The sequence below is a fragment of the Paraglaciecola psychrophila 170 genome, from assembly GCF_000347635.1.
Classification (GTDB): Bacteria; Pseudomonadota; Gammaproteobacteria; order Enterobacterales; family Alteromonadaceae; genus Paraglaciecola; species Paraglaciecola psychrophila.
In genome coordinates this window covers 4,623,569-4,638,342 of record NC_020514.1, presented here as the reverse complement: position 1 = coordinate 4,638,342, position 14,774 = coordinate 4,623,569, and the positions used below count along the sequence as shown (strand labels likewise).

Genomic DNA, 14,774 nt, shown 5'->3' with positions numbered 1-14,774 from the left:
CGTGAACACCCGTGTGCAAAGCTTATCTAAACGTGAGCAGCTTAATTTTTTGTTAACCAATCGCATTCCAAGAAGATGGTTAACCTTTTTTATGGGCTGGTATAGCCAAATACAAAGTCCACTATTAACCAAGTTTTCAATTTGGCTATGGTCTTTATTTGCCGAAGACTTAAGGCTTCAAGATGCAAAAAAACAACATTTCACGAGTTTAGGTGACTGTTTTACACGTGAGTTAAAAGACGGGTTAAGACCTATCGCCAAACATCCTGAGCGAGTCATTAGCCCGTGCGATGCAATTATTGGTGAACATGGTGATATCCAAGGTACGCAGGTCTTTCAAGCTAAAGGTTTTCCATATGATATCAATGAGTTAATTCCGAATTTACATATGAATCATAAATACCGAAATGGTAAATATATAACCTTACGTTTGAAATCTAGTATGTACCATCGATTTCATGCACCTGTTGATTGTTCTGTTAGCATGGTTACCTACATATCGGGTGACACTTGGAACGTTAATCCGGTTGCGCTTAAACGCATAGAAAAACTGTTCTGTAAAAACGAGCGAGCAGTAGTTGAATTGCACAGCAATCACCCAACCAGCTGCATTGCATTAGTGCCAGTTGCCGCAATTTTAGTGGCGAGCATGAAGTTTAACTTTTTACCTCAGGTCCTAGATTTAAAATACCAAGGCCCAAATAATATTCCCTGTGATGCCCAGTTTAATAAAGGTGATGAAATGGGCTACTTCCAGCATGGCTCTACTATTATATTATTTGCCACCAGTAACTATCAATTTTGCGAAGGCATTGAAAAGGGCAAACTGATAAAAATGGGGCAACCCCTGCTTACCGGTCATCTAACCAGTTTTCCATAACACTAACGCGGTGCAAGTAAACCGTTGATTTTTAACTGAATAACCACTAATAGGTAACAACATGACCTTTTTTGAAGAACTACAAAAGCAACGTTGGGATGACCACCGCTATTATCACCACAATAGAATTAACCAATTTTTGCACTTACTCAGCGCCAGTTGTTTTATCGCAAGCTACATTTTGGTGTTTTACTATCCTGCAGCCGCCGCTCTAGTGGGATGGTTGTTGGCTATGGTACTGCGTCAAACCGGACACTTCTTTTTTGAACCTAAGACCTATGACGAAGTAAACAAGACTACTCACAATTATAAAGAAAGCGTCAAAGTGGGATACAACCTGCAACGTAAGGTTGTGTTGTTATCTATATGGGCATTAGTCCCAATAGTGCTTTTTTTTGAACCCACATTTTTTGGCATATTTACTACTAATACTGACATCAGCGGATTTGTAAATAACATGGCGATAATATGGTTAGTGGTGGGGTTAGGCGCGATAGTCTTCAGAACGTTGCATTTGTTTAAACTCATGGGTGTGCAATCTGGACTTGTTTGGTTTTGTAAAATAGCAACAGATCCGTTTCACGACATTAAGATTTACCATAAGTCTTTGTACTATATTATGAAAGGCGAGATGTACGACAATATGGATGATTGGTACGAAGACGTGTCTTTTGAGAACAAAGTTTAGACTTGCAGAATACTCTGATAAAGCGATAGGTAGATAAAAAGCAGATGTTCATGGTTTTCGATTTACCTATTGTTTAGGATATTTTATCTTTCTCTCGAGGCAATTTTGTTAGAGGGGCGTTCGACTTAGTTTGTGAATACACAAACAAAAGGTTTACCTATGAACATCACTTCGAAAATAATTATCGCCTCAGCTGCATCTATTTTACTAACCCAAGTTCGTTCAGCGTTGTCAGACAACAATAAACCCGGTGACTATTCTGTTATTGCTCTTAAAAATTGTGACATTGTTAGCGATAAACGATGACCGCCCCACAGCTGAAGCATATCTCAGTCTGAAACAGCAACAGATGCAGGCTTTAGAGCTACCTGTTCATTACATTCAGCAGGACATTACGTTATATTCTGATGAAATTGAAAAGCTAACAAGATTGGCTATTCAAGAGACGAATTAATCTTTTCACATCAATAAATCACGGCTGAAAAAATAAGAAGTAGTGGTTCAAGAATTGGATAAGTTTATGCAGCTACACCAGCCAGATTTTGATGCGCTAGATGAGCAAGGAAACATCATCGGGCAGCAGGATGAGATATTTGAAACAAGCATTAAAGCTAACTTAGAAAGTATCGACTACGATCAAATTCAGGTGCTCACTCCAGATAATCACCCAACCCAATTTAGCGTGATAATGACACTAGAGTGTCCGTTATCTAGGGGCTAATAGTTTAATGTAAACGAGTGGTCAATTACTATGCAGATTACTAAAGTAGAAAAAATTGACCATGAAAGTTATTCGACTATCACTACGATATGCGGTTGCAATCAATTGACACTTATACCCTTCAAATTGAACCTCACTGTCAATTCTTTCAGACCCAGCAATAGCAAATTTTATAATGAGTATTTTGATTACTTATTACAGCATAAGCCGCAATATCAATGGCAAATACCGAGCATAAAAACAGTAAATGCTCTTCTACCCAACCCCAGCAATGCTCATAACTCTGCCCGCTGATTTAATCCTTACCACACAAAAAATAACGACGAGTTCCGGGCACGTAATACGGGGTATTGATTAAACTGATTTCATTCTTATGAGGTGGGGGAATAACAGACCGTCCTTGGTTGTTTGAATATCTAAAGCTTAGAAAAAAAACGCCTTTTTTGCTGCCATTTTAAGATGGGTGTCATTCTTATTTTATATTTCTGTGCAGTTAAAATGGAAAGCCGTTTACATTTAGCTTTGTGGTGTAAATCCCCGCATTTAAACAAGTTTCATTTCCGCACTGACGACGTTTATTTCCATCCAATGGTTCGGATAGCCCTGTTACAAATAATGTTTTTCTATCAAGGCCACCGAAAGCAATATTGGTGACAATATGGATCCCCGGGACTTTCAATGCGCCTACCTCAATATGCTGTGTGTTTAGTATGACAACAACTTGACCATCTTTTCTTTCTGGCATTTCTCGGGTAGTGGTAAAATAAATATTACCACTGCAGTCTTTACCTAATCCATCAATTGGTGTGTTAAGTAATTGCTGAGGGTTACTCACTGCACCCGAGTTTAAATTAAACGCCCATAACCCTTAAGCCACCAACAATAAATTGCTGTTGGTCTAATGATAATATAATGCCATTTGGCTTATCACGCAGAGCAGTTATCAGCTTTGTAACCTTGGTTGCATTTACTTTACCACTGCTGGTCACACGGTAAATTCGTTGTCCTGATTTATTGGACCCAGGTTGACCTCCACCTTGAGTATCTGCAATATTAATATTCGATGGCGTATTCCAATTTGGATCAGTAAAGTAAATAGTATCGTTGTAACTAATGGCTAAGTCATTTGGAGAGTTAAAGCGTTTATTTTGGTAAGCACTTACAATAGGAGTGATTTGTTGAGTTATCCAATCAATCGTCACAAGTGAACCATCAAGCTGGCGTGTTGCCACTAAATTGCCCTTAGTGTCTAATGCTAAACCATTAGTGCCTGCAACGTTGTCTTTCAGCCAAACTTTTGGTTTACTGCCAGGCATCCATCGCCAAATTGTGGTTTGGTGACTTAATTCAAAGCCGTTTTAATCTGGCTGATGCGAACCCATATTTGAAAACAAAGCTTCGTCATGCCAAACAGGACCTTCAATATTGTTATACCCTTGGTACATTAATGGAATGTTTTGTTCGCGAGTTAGTTTTATATTGCTTAAATCCAGTTGTATATCTTTAGAACCAGCAGGACAGTGCAGTGCGTTGGCATTTGCAATGGCATTTAATGCAGTGGTAGCGATTGAGATTTTACTATCTGTCGCTGTAATCGTGGTGTTATTAGTGCACGAAGCAACGAGTAAACTACTGCATATAGCGGCAATAAATATGAGTTTGTTGGGCTTACTGAGTATTTTTTTGTCATGTTTTTATTACTATTGAACTATCTAATTACCGTGTCGACTTACGCATCAGTAGCTCAAACCCTGTATTAATATAGCTTGGTTGAATATTGGAACTTACTTCTAGATTATTTAAACGTTCAAATATCAGTTCCATTGCACGGCGACCCATTTGGTATCGGTTAACACTAACACTGGATAATGCTGGTTCAGCGTATGCTGCCATTTCAATGTCATTAAAGCCAAATACGCCAAATTTATTTGGTACGTCAAGATGCATTTTTTTACATTCATGTAATGCACCTAAGGCTAAGTCATCGTTACAACAAAAAACAGCATCACAATCACCTTCTGTCACCGCCATTAATTCCCTAAATAACGTTGCCCCCATGGCAACTGAAGAGGGGTGTGGGTTAGTGATAATTAGTTTTGAATCCAAACAGTTAGCAGCAGTAAGTACCGACTTAAAACCGGCTAGTCGGCTACAGGTTCTGGGATCCATTCTAGCGCCAATAAAACCAATTTTTAAATATGACTTTGTCAATAACGATTGAGCTACGGCTGCGCCAGCTTCAAAGTGAGAAAAACCAACGTTGATGTCTATTGGCGACTCGACTTTATCCATAATTTGCACCACGGGTATACCTGACGCTTTAAGCATGGCTTTGGCAGCATTGGTTTGTTCGCCACCGGTAACAATTAAACCCTCAGGAGATTGACCAAGTAAAGTACGAATTGATCGTTCTTCTTCTATCGGTGAATAATGGGTATCAGCTAATAACACTTGATAATTAGCAGGGCCTGTAATGTCGTAAATTCCACGTAAAACATTGTTAAATACCACATTAGATAATGATGGAATTAACACACCAATGAGTTTTGAACGAGATGAAGCTAAAATACTCGCTGAGCGGTTAGATATGTAACCAAGTTCACTAATTGCAGCCTCTACTTTTTCACGAATATTTTCACGTACACCCGCATAGTCATTTACTACTCTAGAAACCGTAATGGCGCTCACGCCCGCTTTTTTCGCAACGTCCTTTAACGTTACTCTGTTAGCACTGCGTGATTTAGCCATAAAACGAGACATATAAGACCTTAGATTTTTGAAATCGATATATTAGTGGCACTGATACCAATTGGTATGGCAACATTTTTGGTGTGCAGTATTAAAAGACCAAACTTAGCACCCACACAATTAAAAATGCGATAGTCCCCAATAATGTTTCCATTACTGTCCATGTTCTTAACGTGGTTTTTTCGTCCATACCGAGTAATCGACTCACCAGCCAAAAACCAGAATCGTTGAAATGGGACAAAACAGTTGCACCACCCGCTATTGCAATAACAATAAAGCAAAGATAGAGTGCCGACAGGTCAACTGTTGCTAACACCATAGGGGATATGAGTGCTGCTGTGGTGGTGAGTGCGACAGTCGCTGATCCTTGGGCAACTCTAAGACAAGTAGCAATGACAAACGCAGCTACAATAACCGGCATGCCTGTGTCTGTGAGCAATCCGGCTAGCGCATCACCAATTCCGCTAGAACGTAATACCCCACCATACATTCCTCCGGCACCGGTAATTAAGATAACACCACATATTGGTGCAAGGGATTCACTGCATAGTCTATCTAATTCTTTCATCCCGTAGTCTTTTGCAAAAACAATCAAACAAACTAACAAGGTTATAAGTAATGCGATGGGGGTTTTACCAATCATTCGCAAAACCTTTGTGAGGGGGGAGGAGCCATCTATGATGCCAGCGGCAGTCAGGGTGTTGAGGCCCGTATCTAGGAAAATAAGTAACATGGGTAACAGCAATAATGACATGACGGTGGCAAACCTAGGAAGTTTGTCAGGTTGTGGCTTCGGCTCTTGGGAAGAAAGTAGACTCATGAGTGGAATATTGAATTTTTTGCCGGCATATACGCCAAACAAATAGGAGCCCAGATACCATGTTGGCGCAGCAACCAGTAATCCCACTAACAATAAAAGACCAATATCCGCGCCCAGAAAACCTGCAGCGGCAACAGGCCCAGGGTGAGGCGGTACAAAAGCATGCATTACCGCAAATGCACCGGCAGCGGGTAGTGCATAAATGAGTAAAGACCCTCCGAAACGTTTAGCTACACTGAAAATTATTGGCATCATCACAATTAAACCGGCATCGAAAAATATCGGGAATCCAAATATCAATGAGGCTATGCCTAGGGCGAGGGGGGCTTTATTTGCACCAAATGTCCCGATTAATTTATCTGCTAGTACCTGAGCACCGCCAGAGATTTCTAACAGTTTCCCGATCATCGCACCCAGTCCAACCAACAAGGCGACAGAGGCAAGCGTACCGCCAAAACCATTCATTAATGTTGGCACAACTGCTTCACTTGGAATACCGGCAATCACAGCGGTGCAGAAACTTACCAAGATAAGTGCGACAAATGCGTTAACGCGTAATTTTATGATCAATAATAGTAGTGCAATAATAGACAGTGCGGCGACACAGAGTAAAAAAAATGGACTTGCGGTGTTTATAATATCTTGCATAAATTCCCTTGTAGAGACATGTATAAAAACGTCGTTCACATTCGATTTTTTCAATTAACAATCGTTTATAAATTAGCCTGACATCGCTGATTGCCGCTATCGTTTTTATTATTTACAACCTCAATTGTTTGCGCAACCATTCTATGTAAGAATATGAGATGTTGCAACCATCATTACCATGTAAGTTGATTGTTATTATTATTGAAGTGTTATAGTTATTAGCTGTAGTGTAAATTGTAGTGGTTACATTATTAAAATGATATTTATGGTTGCGCAATCATATACAAGCGAGGGTGAATTTTGTTGTCAAATATTGAGATGGAAAATAAACGATCATCTAAGTTGGTGGTTGTCATGGGCGTGTCTGGATGCGGTAAAACAACACTAGGCCAAGCAATCGCTAATCATCTTGATTTTATTTTTTTAGATGCCGACGCTTTTCATAGCGAAGAAGCTATTAAGCAAATGTCAGCAGGGATCCCCTTAACTGATGAGCAAAGAAATCCTTGGATAGACCGTATTTGCAGTCAGCTACATCAACTTGAATTGCAAAATAAAAGCTGTGTATTAGCGTATTCTGGATTAAAACAACAACACAGGCAGTTGATTTTTGGCTCGTACAATTGCTCCTTGGGAATTTTACTTGAGGCGGATCAAACATTAATTGCGCAGCGTATGACAGTTAGGGAGGGACATTTTATGTCACCACAATTGTTAAGTAGTCAAATCTCATCGATGGAGCCTATTAATATAAATAACGTTAAAAGCGCTTTCAAAAGCCCTAATGAAAACATTAAATTACTTACCTTAAGTGCCGTAGAGTCTGTTGATAGTTCATTGCTAAAGTCGATTAACTTTATTCACTAATCAGCAGTTTTTCTAGCAAGAAACGTAAGTGATTGAATTAAACTAACTGGTTAACAAATTCATTCAAAAAAACGATTTCATGGTGTTTGCGTGGTGTGACCTCCACCAAACAGTCGGCAGCGCGTGACAATAACACCAGCAAACCGAAATAAGGCTAAATAAACATTGTAGACAGGGCAGGAAAAAGCATGGGCACAGCAGCACCAGTCGATGACTCAAGCACAAAAATTTGGCGTGTTTTGGGGATGGAAATGGAAACTTGTGAGCAAGGGGGCGGTGGGGTTAGGTTATAGCGAGTATCGATAAATCTACAGGAAAGCCGATTTATACATCTCTTGCTGATCCAAACGTCACTTAGTCACCTGAATACAAAAAATGGCGAAGTCGGTGAATTAATGCCCCTACAAAGTAGAGCGCCTCCTAGTGTTGTGAAAAAGAGTTACTAAATGTAGTTAAAAAACGATTATATTTGCTGCATAGTACAGTTCACTTTAGTATCTAAACCATCGTTCGATATAGTTCATTCTGGAGTATTTAATGTTGAAATTATACGGTTCTACTACTTCCCCCTATGTACGCCGTTTACGTATATGGTTGGCAAATACTGAACATGAATTTGTCAATTTGCAGATCTTTGCAGAACAAGACAGGCAGATCCTTGCGGCCAAAAATCCTGCTATGAAAATACCCATGTTAGAGGATAGTTCTGATAAAAATTCGCAGATCATTTTTGATTCGAGGATCATCTATCGTTATTTAACCGATAAATTTGATGATCCTTTACTGAGTTGGGAGCAAGAGAACCAACTGACTCTCATAGACTCAGCTAACGATTCTTTGGTGCAAATGTTTATCCTATCTAACTCTGATATTCAGCCTGACGAAGACAAACTATATTTTAAGCTGCAAAAAGAGCGTGTGAATGCGGTATTGGTGCACTTAAATGATATGGTGGCAAAACGACAGTTTACTAGTTGGAACTACCCTGCAGTATGCCTTTACTGCTTAATTGATTGGATAGAGTTTAGAAATTTACATAATATGCAGGGTTTAACCGATTTATTGGCTTTCCATGATGACAATGCTCAACGTATTGAAGTGACTGCGACAAATCCACGAAAGTGATTTAATCACACACCAACAGAAATAGGCTTTACATGAACCCACAACAAAAACTCGCCACCGAAGCTTCCGCTTTTAGAGAATTACTCAAACATCTAGATGCGAACAAAGATGTGCAAAATATTGACTTGATGATCCTTGCAGACTTTTGCCGTAATTGTTTATCAAAGTGGTATATGGCGGGTGCTAAAGATCAAGGTATTGAGATAGATTACGATCAAGCACGTGAAGCTGTATATGGCATGCCATACAGTGAATGGAAGGGCAACCATCAGTTAGCCGCTACACCAGAACAAATGGCTGCGTTTGAGGCGCGACAAGCGGCGCAAAAATAACGCCTCCTTAGTTTGCCGCTTAATAAATATTTTGAAACAGTAAATCTAAGCTGGGATCCTCCAGTTTAGACTTGGCTGCATTGCTAGTTTATTGGCATCTGTATAAGGTGAGAGTAACGCCATTCTAGTCAGGTTATCATGCTCGAACTTCCTAATATTGCCTGCTGGGATCAAATAGCCAAAAGTGTTAATGATTAATGAAATGGCATGCTCCGGTGGTGATTATTTTCCATGGGCGTTTCGTCGACAAAAAGTCAGCAAGCTAATTGACGCTCTTACATGGGGTGGTCTGGTAAAATCATCAGTGCATTACGCACCAGTAGACGGCTGAGCCCTCACTGCAACAGATAATGCGGTTTTTGACCCACTTAACATCGAACGAGTAGTCGAGAATATCGGTGTTGCCCCAGATATTGAGGTATACCAAGTCGCTAATCTTTGGCAAAAGGTGATGATCCACAATTGCTTAGAGGGGTGAAAGAATTGATAAAACAGCTGCAACAGATTAAAACTAAACAAGTAACAGCACCTAAATATTCAACGCCGGCTGTTCAAAATTAAACCCATAAGTATATAGCAGTGTGGAAAAAATAATCGGGCAGCTTCAGAACATCGATTCGGCCTATAAACAAGTTAAGCGGAGAGCGTGATGAGTCAAAGTGTTAAAATTAACGATAAAAGTTATCCTATCGATGTCGAGGGTGACATGCCCTTGTTGTGGTTTTTGAGGGATAAACTCGAGCTAACAGGCACCAAATATGGTTGTGGAATGGGTGTTTGTGGTGCCTGCACTGTTCATATCGATGGGCAGGCAACCCGTTCATGTGTGATGCCCGTTTCGGCCGTGGCAGGTAAAACTATCACTACGATAGAAGGTTTGTCGGAAAATGGTGACCATCCGCTGCAAAAAGCATGGTTGGCCAACAAGGTGCCACAATGTGGTTATTGTCAGGCGGGTCAAATTATGAATGCGGCCAGCTTTTTAGCCACCAATAAAACCCCTAGTAGCGACGATATCGACAATGCTATGCAAGGTAATATCTGCCGTTGTGGTACGTACCAACGTATCAAACAAGCGGTTTCTGATGCAGCTGAAGAAATGTATAAGGAAGCTTAATATGACTACTTCAAACCAAAATACCGTTTCTAATCAAAGTCGTCGTAAATTCCTTAAACAATCAGGTTTAGCAACCGGTGGTTTAGTGTTGGGTATTAGTTTACCGCAAACCACAATCGCCGGTTTTAAAATGGGCCAAGACAGCCCCTTTAATCCTAATGCCTTTATCCATATAGCCGACAACGGCGACACCTTAATCTACTGTGGCCGCTGTGAAATGGGCCAAGGTATCAGCACTGCATTACCTGCCGCAGTAGCCGACGAGCTTGAAGCCGATTGGACGCGGGTGAGCATTAAACAAGGTGAAGGTAACGAAGAAAAATATGGTCCTCAGGCCACAGGTGGTTCGGCCAGTATTCGCGTTATGTATATTCCTATGCGTGAAGCAGGCGCCGCAGCTAAAGTTATGTTAGTGGCGGCTGCAGCAAAAGTGTGGGGTGTGTCAGCTGCAGAATGTAAGGCTGAAAACCACTTTGTTATCAATAACAACAATCAACAAAAACTCAGCTATGGCGATTTGGCAAGCCTTGCCGCTAATGAAGCTGTGCCAGATAGCGTCACCCTAAAAGAAAAGAAAGATTTTAAATATATAGGCAAAGACATCGCTAGGCACAACCAAGGCGACATCGTAGTAGGTAAATTAACCTATGGCGTGGACACCAAAATGCCCGGGTTAAAATATGCCGCCATGACCCACTGCCCAGTGATGGGTGGCAAGCTAAAAAGTGTCGATAAAACTGCAGCCATGGCAGTCAAAGGTGTGCTGGATATAATTGAAATCCCTAGGTTTAACGTGCCTTTTGGATCGCTTGGCGGCGTGGCCGTTGTGGCAGATAACACCTGGACTGCTCAACAAGCCCTTAAAAAACTGAATATTGAATGGGATTTAGGTGAGCATAAAAGTTACGACTCTAAGGCGTATAAAGCGCAGCTAGTCAAAAATGTTGAAAGCCCAGCACAGCTTGCAGCCGAGCGCGGTGATATTACTAAAGCCTTTGCAGAAGCCGAGCATGTGATGAAAGCCACTTACACAGGCGGGCATTTGTCTCACGCACCCATGGAGCCCAATGCTTCCGTGGTGTGGGTCCAAAAAGATAGCTGTGAAGTATGGGCAGCCACACAAAGCCCCGGCGATATTCAAAAAGTATTAGCGCAATACCTAGAGCGCGACCCAAAAGATATCTACGTCAATGTGACTATGGCTGGTGGTGCGTTTGGGCGTAAGTTCAAGTGTGATTACGTGCACGAAGCCGCAGTGTTGTCCCAGGCCGTGAATGCGCCGGTGCAACTTATTTGGTCTCGTGAAGAAGATATGCGTACCGGTTATTACCACTCGATTAACGCTCAGCACATTGAAGCTGCAGTGGACAAAGACGGTAATGTTACTGGGTGGTTGCACCGTGCCGCTTTCCCCGCTATTGCTTCATTGTTCGACCCATCCCTTGACAGAGCACCGGCAAGTGCATTGAGCGATATTGATGACCATCCCTTTGGGATAGCAAATTATCGCAGCGAATCAGGTGAAGCCATTGCGCATACGCGTATCGGTTGGTACCGCGCTGTTTACGCCATTTTTTATGGCTTTGCTTTTGGCAGTGCGGCCGATGAATTAGCTCACAAAACTAAACAAGATACGGTTAGCTTATTAAACAGCATTTACGACAACAACAAAAACGCTGAACAAGCTGAACAAATCGCACGCTCAAAAGGTGCCCTTGCAATGGCTGCCAAAATGTCTAACTGGGCTAACCGAGACAAGTTACCGAGTAATCAAGGACTCGGTATCGCGGTGCACTTTAGCTTTAACAGCTACGTTGCTATGGCTGTTCGAGTCGAAGTTAATGGCGACGACATCAAAGTGCTTGAAGTGGACGCAGTAGTCGATTGTGGTCAAGTGTTAAACCTTGACAGTGCTAGAGCACAAATGGAAGGTGCTATAGTGATGGGCATGTCGTTGTCATTGCGGACTGAAGTGGTATTTAGAGATGGCGCTGTGGTTAACTCAAACTACCATAATTACCCCGTAGTGCGAATCAACGAAATGCCTCAGGTTAATGTGCACTTCACCGAAAATGACTTTAAACCAACTGGTTTAGGTGAACCTGGCTTAGGCCCATTTGCGCCGGCATTAGCAAATGCCGTATTTGCAGCCTCGGGTAAACGTTATCGAGATTTGCCGTTTAAACCTATGTCGATGTAGATGTCATGAGTTTATAAACAATGCCGCAGCTTAAAAACAGCGGCTATTTTTTTGAGTTTAATTTTCTTGTGAGAATAAAAAATCATAATATTCATTGTGTTAAGTGTTGTTAATTTGTTATAGATTTGAATTAGACAAGGGATAGACTGACAATTATAATGCTTGTATAACAACAAAAATGGATCAGCAACACGCAAGTCTTACCAATGAGGAAGAGCAGCCCTTAACCGAAATATTAAACCGTTGGATAGTGGACAATGATTTAGATAGTGCGAACCAATTACGCTGTATCATCTATTATCATCTGAAAGGCATAGTCAAAAAACAAATCTCCACTAAAGCCAAGAAGAGCGCGTCGCAAAATCTTATCGGTCAACTACCTAACACAACATCTTTGTTGCATGACGTATTGGCTAGTCTTACACCACCCAGTGAGATTTTCGATAATAGAGAGCAGTTTTCTTATCTCTAGCATCGTCTGTCAGATGGATGTTACTTGATGATCTCAAAGCTAAATCGACTCAAAAAAGAACCCAGGAGCAGGCATATATCACAGAGCTTTGATCCAGATAGACGACCCCGAACCCTACCATTTGTTTGATGCGGCTTTGACAAAACTCCAAACACTGTCACCTCGGTCTTACAAAGTTGCCCTACTACATTATTTTCTTGGTTATGACATTGAAGATGTGAAAACTGAGTGAGGCATTAATAAATCAACAGTATATAACGAACTATCGACAGCCAAGGCGTATTTACGCACACAATGCTAAACCAATAAAAAATGGAAAAAGGACAAGCATGACATTTGCTAACCCTCTGGCACTATTTCTTCATTTATTCGCAATCGATGAAGAAAATATGCTTAAGAACCTGCCAGGTTTTATTGAGCAAAAACATGGGTTTTATGCCGATGTGTTAGCCTTGATCGCGGCCCATGTTGAAAACAAAAATCAGACCTCTTTTGGCACACTGATTGGTCAACAAGCAGAGTTATTAGTTGAAGACAACATCATTCATAACCTTGCTGGAAAACAAGCGGGCTTGTACAAACTGATCAAAAAGTTAGGGCAAGGAGGTATGGGCGCTGTTTACCTAGGCCTACCTTACCCAATAGCGAAGAGGTGCGTTCAAGTCCTGTGGTACATAACAATAATATCTACTTTACGGCTGATAAACGCACAAGTGAGTTCCAAAAATCTTATCGTGACTTAGTCGCGCTTGATAATAATGGCCAACAACTATGGCGAAAACGGGTATCTGATTACCCTTCTCAAACGGGCTCGGGTTTATCCAAAGTTGTGGCCTACCAAAATCAGGTGATCTACACCGGTCTCGACATTTTTGCCTTTGATGCCCAAACAGGTGACACTTTATTTAAGCGACTTTGTAACTGTGGTGGTCGTCAAGATCGTTTTGTAAATGGTGCCATCAATTATAAGGGGGAATTGGTATTTTATGATGAAGGTCGGCTATTCAAACTTGATTTAAGTAGCTACGAACTCACTGGTCAGTTTGCAGATATTGTTACCTTTGAAGGGGACTTAGTGTTATCAACACCCGCCATTGACTCCAATAATAATATATATTTTGGATCGGAAGCAGGCATTTTATATAGTTTTGACGATAACCTAGCATTGCGCTGGCGTTTTGAATTACCCAATCCACAAGTGCTTGAAGCTCCCCATATTCGCTCATCAGTGGCCATAGACGAGTCAAGGGATACGCTTTATTTTGGCACATAAAAATAATGTGGATAGTGAGTTTTACGCATTGGACTTAAACACCAAAGCGGTTAAATGGAAAACCTCTATTGCTGGCGATGTGTATGTGTCGCCAACATTAGACGACAGCGGAAATATTTACTTTTCATCAGAGACCAATTTATTTTATGCCTACAAATCTAGTGGTGAGCTTGCATGGCAGTATGATTTAAAAGCCAATGTAACTTGGTCGTCACCGGTAATTGATAGTCAGGGGATTGCCTATATAGGTACATTATCTGAATCCGATTTATCGGCAAGTAATGCAACGGGTAAGTTAGTCGCTATTAACACTGGTAGTAACGGCTTAATGCCTAATACTTGGGCTAAGATTCATCGCGACAATCAAAACAGTGGTGTAGCAAAATAACTATATACAAGTGGTAGCCATGGCTACCACTTGTATATAGTTATTAGTCTGTATACCAAAGATCCTTAAAACAGCTCCGCTATTCTTTATCAAACCCAAATGCCAAAGGTAACAAGTCTGTAAACTTAACAGTTTTGAGTTGACCATCTTTGGTCGCCAAATGTACCTCTGTCTGGGTATCCGCAAACTCAGCGATTTTTTGACGGCAACCGCCACATGGTGGGCAGAAATTATCGTTAGGACTGGCGATGAGGATGTGTTTAATCTGTTTACTACCAGACGCAATCATAGCGGATATGGCGCCTGCTTCGGCACATTGACCTAGCGGGTAGGCAGCGTTTTCAACATTACAGCTGGCATGCAGCTGGGCGTTTTCATCCAGAATGGCTGCGCCCACCTGAAAATTTGAATAAGGTGCGTGGGCATTTTTTTGTGCTTTAGTGGCTAGTGCCAAAAGCATTTTGTGTTCGGCTGTTAAGTCAAGTGCCATAAAAA

General features: G+C 41.2%; 19 protein-coding genes and 1 pseudogene. 13 read left to right on the top strand and 7 right to left on the bottom strand.

Translation table 11 applies throughout. The annotated features are described in order from the left end of the window. Position 1 precedes the first annotated feature (1 nt). From asd to C427_RS20320, 4 genes are all read left to right on the top strand, one after another. Positions 2-880, top strand: coding sequence for an archaetidylserine decarboxylase (gene asd / locus C427_RS20330; RefSeq protein WP_007642555.1), 879 nt, complete (start codon positions 2-4; stop codon positions 878-880). 61 nt (positions 881-941) lie between these two features. Then, a complete protein-coding gene (locus tag C427_RS20325; RefSeq protein WP_007642553.1) occupies positions 942-1,568 on the top strand; it encodes a DUF962 domain-containing protein in 627 nt (208 codons plus the stop codon). Positions 1,569-1,727: 159 nt separating this feature from the next. Then, the gene (locus C427_RS26580) at positions 1,728-1,874 is read left to right on the top strand and encodes a hypothetical protein (RefSeq protein WP_007642552.1); all 147 of its coding nucleotides are present in this window, start codon (positions 1,728-1,730) and stop codon (positions 1,872-1,874) included. Between the two features lie 214 nt (positions 1,875-2,088). Next, positions 2,089-2,289, top strand: a complete 201-nt coding sequence (locus C427_RS20320; RefSeq protein ID WP_007642550.1) for a hypothetical protein — start codon at positions 2,089-2,091, stop codon at positions 2,287-2,289. Positions 2,290-2,452: 163 nt separating this feature from the next. Here the strand turns inward: C427_RS20320 and C427_RS28900 are convergent. The 5 genes and pseudogenes from C427_RS28900 to C427_RS20305 form a co-directional block, all read right to left on the bottom strand. Next, positions 2,453-2,677 (bottom strand): annotated as a pseudogene (locus C427_RS28900) (transposase); the annotation flags it as partial. 105 nt (positions 2,678-2,782) lie between these two features. Beyond that, entirely contained in the window at positions 2,783-3,124 is a 342-nt protein-coding gene (locus C427_RS28330) for an SMP-30/gluconolactonase/LRE family protein (protein ID WP_015431264.1), read from the bottom strand. 16 nt (positions 3,125-3,140) lie between these two features. Continuing rightward, positions 3,141-3,605, bottom strand: a complete 465-nt coding sequence (locus tag C427_RS28325; RefSeq protein WP_015431263.1) for an SMP-30/gluconolactonase/LRE family protein — start codon at positions 3,603-3,605, stop codon at positions 3,141-3,143. A 400-nt stretch (positions 3,606-4,005) separates the two neighbouring features. Further along, on the bottom strand, positions 4,006-5,049 hold the full coding sequence (locus tag C427_RS20310) for a LacI family DNA-binding transcriptional regulator (RefSeq protein ID WP_007642545.1): 1,044 nt from the start codon (positions 5,047-5,049) through the stop codon (positions 4,006-4,008). Positions 5,050-5,128: 79 nt separating this feature from the next. After that, positions 5,129-6,505, bottom strand: a complete 1,377-nt coding sequence (locus C427_RS20305; RefSeq protein WP_007642542.1) for a GntP family permease — start codon at positions 6,503-6,505, stop codon at positions 5,129-5,131. A 303-nt stretch (positions 6,506-6,808) separates the two neighbouring features. On the opposite strand from C427_RS20305, the gene C427_RS20300 reads away from it, so the two are divergent. The 3 genes from C427_RS20300 (at position 6,809) to C427_RS20290 (ending at position 8,829) form a co-directional block, all read left to right on the top strand. After that, positions 6,809-7,372, top strand: a complete 564-nt coding sequence (locus tag C427_RS20300) for a gluconokinase (RefSeq protein ID WP_148285933.1) — start codon at positions 6,809-6,811, stop codon at positions 7,370-7,372. Between the two features lie 537 nt (positions 7,373-7,909). Beyond that, positions 7,910-8,497 carry a glutathione S-transferase family protein gene (locus C427_RS20295; protein ID WP_007642538.1) on the top strand — a complete coding sequence of 196 codons (588 nt, stop codon included), beginning with the start codon at positions 7,910-7,912 and terminating at the stop codon, positions 8,495-8,497. A gap of 32 nt (positions 8,498-8,529) precedes the next feature. After that, a complete protein-coding gene (locus C427_RS20290; RefSeq protein WP_007642536.1) occupies positions 8,530-8,829 on the top strand; it encodes a DUF1244 domain-containing protein in 300 nt (99 codons plus the stop codon). 309 nt (positions 8,830-9,138) lie between these two features. Here the strand turns inward: C427_RS20290 and C427_RS26575 are convergent, their stop codons facing one another. Further along, positions 9,139-9,348: a hypothetical protein gene (locus tag C427_RS26575; protein ID WP_162471186.1), complete on the bottom strand. Its 210-nt coding sequence runs from the start codon at positions 9,346-9,348 to the stop codon at positions 9,139-9,141. A gap of 130 nt (positions 9,349-9,478) precedes the next feature. Between C427_RS26575 and C427_RS20285 the strand changes: the two genes are divergently transcribed. From C427_RS20285 to C427_RS20260, 6 genes are all read left to right on the top strand, one after another. Then, positions 9,479-9,946 carry a (2Fe-2S)-binding protein gene (locus tag C427_RS20285; RefSeq protein WP_007642530.1) on the top strand — a complete coding sequence of 156 codons (468 nt, stop codon included), beginning with the start codon at positions 9,479-9,481 and terminating at the stop codon, positions 9,944-9,946. A 1-nt stretch (position 9,947) separates the two neighbouring features. Beyond that, positions 9,948-12,146, top strand: a complete 2,199-nt coding sequence (locus tag C427_RS20280; protein WP_007642528.1) for a xanthine dehydrogenase family protein molybdopterin-binding subunit — start codon at positions 9,948-9,950, stop codon at positions 12,144-12,146. Between the two features lie 178 nt (positions 12,147-12,324). Then, positions 12,325-12,618, top strand: a complete 294-nt coding sequence (locus C427_RS20275) for a hypothetical protein (protein ID WP_007642526.1) — start codon at positions 12,325-12,327, stop codon at positions 12,616-12,618. A gap of 329 nt (positions 12,619-12,947) precedes the next feature. After that, positions 12,948-13,361, top strand: a complete 414-nt coding sequence (locus C427_RS20270) for a hypothetical protein (protein WP_007642525.1) — start codon at positions 12,948-12,950, stop codon at positions 13,359-13,361. Continuing rightward, complete coding sequence (locus C427_RS20265) at positions 13,286-13,891, top strand: PQQ-binding-like beta-propeller repeat protein (protein ID WP_226991270.1); 606 nt, start codon at positions 13,286-13,288, stop codon at positions 13,889-13,891. Before C427_RS20270 ends, C427_RS20265 begins: the two co-directional genes overlap by 76 nt. After that, a complete protein-coding gene (locus C427_RS20260; protein WP_007642521.1) occupies positions 13,881-14,279 on the top strand; it encodes a PQQ-binding-like beta-propeller repeat protein in 399 nt (132 codons plus the stop codon). Before C427_RS20265 ends, C427_RS20260 begins: the two co-directional genes overlap by 11 nt. 79 nt (positions 14,280-14,358) lie before the next feature. Here the strand turns inward: C427_RS20260 and cdd are convergent, their stop codons facing one another. After that, a complete protein-coding gene (gene cdd / locus C427_RS20255) occupies positions 14,359-14,769 on the bottom strand; it encodes a cytidine deaminase (RefSeq protein WP_007642519.1) in 411 nt (136 codons plus the stop codon). Positions 14,770-14,774: the final 5 nt, after the last annotated feature.